This window comes from Trichococcus sp. (assembly GCF_049684335.1).
In the GTDB taxonomy this organism is placed as follows: domain Bacteria; phylum Bacillota; class Bacilli; order Lactobacillales; family Aerococcaceae; genus Trichococcus.
In genome coordinates this window covers 1-3587 of sequence record NZ_JBAVFV010000025.1, presented here as the reverse complement: position 1 = coordinate 3587, position 3587 = coordinate 1, and the positions used below count along the sequence as shown (strand labels likewise).

General features: G+C 45.3%; 2 protein-coding genes, 1 pseudogene and 1 riboswitch. Of the genes and pseudogenes, 2 read left to right on the top strand and 1 reads right to left on the bottom strand.

Annotated elements, in window-relative coordinates:
• Window positions 1–103: 103 nt before the first annotated feature.
• A riboswitch (Lysine riboswitch) is annotated at window positions 104–258 on the top strand.
• Window positions 259–451: 193 nt separating this feature from the next.
• Both WBM30_RS04980 and WBM30_RS04975 read left to right on the top strand, forming a co-directional pair.
• Window positions 452–2130: pseudogene (locus tag WBM30_RS04980) on the top strand (ABC transporter substrate-binding protein/permease).
• A gap of 22 nt (window positions 2131–2152) precedes the next feature.
• Window positions 2153–2890: an amino acid ABC transporter ATP-binding protein gene (locus tag WBM30_RS04975; protein ID WP_424899655.1), complete on the top strand. Its 738-nt coding sequence runs from the start codon at window positions 2153–2155 to the stop codon at window positions 2888–2890.
• A gap of 55 nt (window positions 2891–2945) precedes the next feature.
• Here WBM30_RS04975 and def read toward each other — a convergent pair whose 3' ends face one another.
• Window positions 2946–3506, bottom strand: coding sequence for a peptide deformylase (gene def / locus WBM30_RS04970; RefSeq protein ID WP_424899654.1), 561 nt, complete (start codon window positions 3504–3506; stop codon window positions 2946–2948).
• Window positions 3507–3587: the final 81 nt, after the last annotated feature.

The following is a 3587-nucleotide window of genomic DNA, read 5'->3' as shown; positions in this document are numbered from 1 at the left end:
CTGTAATGGAATTGGCTGCTAGAATGGCGGGGCAAAGCGCTTTTTGTTGCAAATTAAAAATCAGTACAGTATAATAACATACAATAATGTCATACGATCATACAATAATGGAAGAGGCTGCGAACATCAAGAGTAAAATGCCCGTTTGAAAGGGGTGTTCGCCGAAATACAGCGTTTGCTGTGTTGGGGTCAGGGTTAATAATCCTGACACTGTCAGAACGATTTGCCCAAAATCGTTTGTGGAGTACTTTCGGTATTGCGGGCAGAAGGAAGCTGGATTATAGGGCCTTTTGCTTTATAGTCTATTTTTTTGCACAAAAACGGACTGAATTATCGTTGTTATGACGCTCTATGGGTAGAAAGGTGGATAAAAAGCGGCCGTATAAGAAGGGTTATTTGTTATTATTTTTGAGCAGTTAAAAAGTACTATATACATTAGGAGGAAATAGAGATGACAGTAAAAACATGGAAAAAAACAATGGCGGCATTGACAGGCTTGTTTATTTTGGCGGGTTGCGGCAACGGAGCCACTGATGATTCATCCGCGGCTAATGGTACAGCGGATTCTGAAACATTCACGGTTGGAATGGAAGCGGGCTATCCTCCTTTCAACTGGACACAAAATGACGACAGCAACGGTGCTGTGAAAATCGACGGCGCTGATGGTTATGCAAATGGCTATGATGTTCAGATGGCACAAAAAGTGGCAGATGGATTAGGCAAAGAACTGGTCATCGTCAAGACGGAATGGGATGGCTTGGTGCCGGCATTGGTTTCATCCAAAATCGATGCTATCGTTGCAGGCATGTCTCCGACGGATGAACGCAAAGAAGCGATTGATTTCTCGGATTCCTACTATACGACTGAACTTGTTATTGTCGTAAAAGCGGATGGCGCTTATGCAGATGCGACAACTTTAGCTGACTTCGCGGATGCGAAAGTCACTGCGCAGTTGAATACGTTGCACTATGGCGTCATCGATCAGATTAAAGGCGTGCAAAAGCAACCGGCAATGGACAGTTTCACTTCCATGCGCGTAGCTTTGGAATCGGGCACAATTGATGCTTACGTATCGGAACGTCCAGAAGCCATCAGCGCTTCAGCAGCCAATTCTGCATTCAAAATGATCGAATTGGATGAAGCGGATACGTTTAAATTGTCCGCAGCTGATTCAGAAATCGCAATCGGTTTGATCAAAGAAAGCGAATTGAAAGATCAGATCAATGAGATCTTGAGCGGCATCACCGAAGAAGAACGCATCCAAATGATGGATGAAGCAATCCAAAACCAGCCATCAGCTGAATAATTCTGGTGGACGGAACATCAAAAAGGGGCATACATTAAATGGAGTTTAGTTGGGTTATCCGAATCATCGAAGAAAACTGGAGACAGTTTTTATCAGGTGCATGGACAACATTATATATAGCTTTAATCGGAACTGTAATCGGACTGGGTATCGGTCTTATGATCGGCGTCATTCGTACGATCCCGGTTGCGGAATCTGGATGGAAAAAACACGCGTACAACGTGGTGAATTTTTTACTGTCATGCTACATCGAAATTTTCCGAGGAACGCCGATGATCGTGCAAGCGATGGTCATCTATTATGGAGCTGCTTTGGCATTTGATATAGACATGAACCGTATTTTCGCAGCGTTGCTGATTGTATCGGTCAATACGGGCGCTTATATGTCGGAGATTGTCCGCGGTGGGATCATATCCATCGACAAAGGGCAATTCGAAGCTGCTCAAGCCATCGGGATGAATCATCTGCAAACAATGCGGAATGTCGTCATGCCGCAAGTGATCCGGAATATTCTGCCGGCTACAGGGAACGAATTCGTCATCAACATAAAAGATACATCCGTATTGAACGTCATTTCCGTTTCGGAATTGTTCTTTACGACCAAATCGATTTCCGGGAATAACTTCCGTTATTTCGAATCATTCTTCGTGGCTTCAATCATTTACTTCGTCATGACCTTCACGGTGACGCGCGTCCTGCGTGCCATCGAAAGAAAAATGCAAGGCCCTGATAATTATCAGATGATGGGTGCAGGACAAGACCAATTGACTACACCAGAATTAATGGCTCGCAAAAAACAAGCAGGAAGAGACAGAGCAAATTAATTGCCACAGGAGGAATCATTTGATGGAAAAAGTAATTGACGTACAGCATCTGAAGAAGAACTTCGGCCAACACGAAGTGCTGAAGGACATCGATTTCAGCGTGAATAAAGGAGAAGTTGTGTGCATCATCGGTTCATCGGGCTCCGGTAAATCGACTCTGTTGCGCTGCATCAATTTGCTGGAAAAACCTACAGCAGGGGAAATCATCTACAACGGCGAGAACGTATTGGACTCGAAGCACGATATCTTCAAGTACCGCAGCAAATTGGGTATGGTGTTCCAGCAGTTCAATCTGTTCAATAACTTGGACGTGTTGCATAATTGCACGGTAGGACCTGTTAAAATCCTTAAAAAGTCCCAGCAGGAAGCCGAAAAGATCGCCATGGGTTATCTGGAACAGGTTGGCATGGGGAACTTCATAAACGCCAAACCGGATCAATTGTCAGGCGGCCAAAAACAACGCGTCGCTATCGCCCGTGCGTTGACGATGGAACCAGATGCGCTATTGTTTGATGAGCCGACATCGGCTTTGGACCCGGAGATGGTGGGAGAAGTATTGAAGGTCATGAAGGATCTTGCTCATAGCGGCTTGACGATGATTGTTGTGACGCATGAAATGGAGTTCGCGAAGGAAGTTTCCGATCGCGTCATCTTCATGGATCAAGGTGTCATCCTGGAGCAGGGAGCCCCTGATCATATCTTCAATCATCCAAACGAGGCTCGCACGAAGCAATTCCTGGAAAGATATCTAACAAAATAAAAACAAAGAAGAACGTTTCGGCAGTAGCTGCAGAAACGTTCTTCTTTTTCATTTTCTATTCAATTATGATGACGTCGTCTTCAACGGCAAAAGGCGCTTGTTCGTTGATGTGGTCGTAGAACATGACCCCGTTGAGATGGTCGATTTCGTGCTGGACCACGATGGCTATGTAGCCTTTGTAGCGAGCCTTGTGTGTCACTCCTTCGGCATCCTGGTAAGATACCGTAATACGGCTATGTCTGACGACGAACCCTGGTACTTCGCGATCCACTGAAAGACAACCTTCGCCACCTTTAAGGCAGGCACTTTCGATGGAATGGCTGACGATTTTAGGGTTGAACATCACTTTGGCCAATTCTGGAGGATCATCTTCATACTCCCCCGGTATCAATAGTGCAACGATGCGCTTGGAAACGTCGATTTGCGGAGCTGCCAAACCAACACCTGCGCGCAAGTTGAGTTGTTCGGCGATTTTTTCATCCTGACTGTTCGAAAGGAACTCCATCATTTCTGTGGCGATTTTTCGATCCTCCGCAGATAAAGGGAAAGTGACCAAGTCAGCCGACCTCCGCAATGTAGGATGACCTTCACGGATGATGTTATCCATAGTGATCATGCATGCATTCCTCCTTTTGCTGGTTTTTATATTGAAATGATTGGGCTAGCAAACTACAAAACACTTCACGTTACATAGTAC